Origin of the sequence: Endozoicomonas sp. ALC013, assembly GCF_049310205.1 — a bacterium.
GTDB lineage: Bacteria > Pseudomonadota > Gammaproteobacteria > Pseudomonadales > Endozoicomonadaceae > Endozoicomonas.
This window is the reverse complement of record NZ_JBLYNS010000403.1, coordinates 1-1,126: the sequence shown is the minus strand read 5'-3', so window position 1 is coordinate 1,126 and position 1,126 is coordinate 1. Positions and strand designations below refer to the sequence as shown.

2 protein-coding genes are annotated in these 1,126 nt (G+C 44.3%); one reads left to right on the top strand and one right to left on the bottom strand.

All coding sequences use genetic code 11. From position 1 onward, the window contains the following. Positions 1 to 219: hypothetical protein (locus tag ACO6V1_RS24140; protein WP_422469170.1), on the top strand; the 219-nt coding region annotated here is incomplete at its 5' end. Here the strand turns inward: ACO6V1_RS24140 and ACO6V1_RS24135 are convergent. Beyond that, positions 216 to 1,126: ISAs1 family transposase (locus ACO6V1_RS24135; protein ID WP_422469168.1), on the bottom strand; the 911-nt coding region annotated here is incomplete at its 5' end. The genes ACO6V1_RS24140 and ACO6V1_RS24135 overlap by 4 nt on opposite strands.

Genomic DNA, 1,126 nt, shown 5'->3' with positions numbered 1-1,126 from the left:
CAGGGTGGTCGCATCAGATGCACCATAGTTCATATTTTTGCTCTGCTCATGACTGCCAACATTGCAGATCGAATATTCTCAGACAATCCAGCGCGTATTTTAGGCAGGATTGATGAAAAGAAACCAAAATATGGAAAATTGACACAAAAAGCCACCGGCCTCACACGAAGCTTGTACCTTGTGCTGCTTCTGCAGCCTGAATTTAAACTCGCTGTTTAGTCAGGATAAAACTTCTCAAGTACCAGCTCGGTTCGATAGTCCTGATCTAACCCTGCCAGTTCAATCCGGCCTGACATACTCTCTTTCTCAAACCGGCTACTTTGTTTGTGTACATTAAAACACCACCGCCTTACAGTCGCAACGTTCTTTGCCGCTGTTCGCTCATGGATTTTAGAGGCATCTTCTTGAAAGCTGACATCCAGTGACAAGTGTTGTCCATTTTCTATACTCCAATGATTGCGTACTGCTGCCAGCACACTGGAGGCTGTCATCTCTCGGCTCTCTATATAAAAATGCAATTCAGTTGTTTGTTTTTTACCAACCAATCTGTCTCTCTGGATAACCGAAAACTGCTTAAGGCCAGGCCACTCATGCTTGGGGTCTATATCCTCAATGTCGTTAAAAACCCAACAACGCCGGTGTTCTTGACGCCCCCGATTTTTCTCCATCGATTCTGCAAAGGCTGGTTCGTCATCAGCAGGTTCCGGATCATCCGGGTGTTCTTCAATGTACTTTGAAAAATATGCTTCGATATTACTGCTCAGAGTCGGCTGATTGTCCTTGGCGCAGAGCAGGTAATCAGCTTTTTTATCAATGATTTTTTTGCAAATATTTTTCTGACACCCCATGGCATCACTGGTAATCAAGGCTCCTTCGAGAAAAAGCACATCGATAACTTCGGGAATGGCAGTAATCTCATTGGACTTCTTATCAACGGGGGTAAAACCTAATATAAGCTTAAGTTCTGAACTGTAAGCACTGACCATATGGACCAACTTCTTGCCTTTAGCTGGACGTGAGCCACGCAGAGCCTTGCCGTCAATAGCTATGACATTGTCGTTTTTTTCTGGATGAGGCCCCATTTTACGAGCATTTATCTCAGATATTGTGTCGCTTACCCAATCGA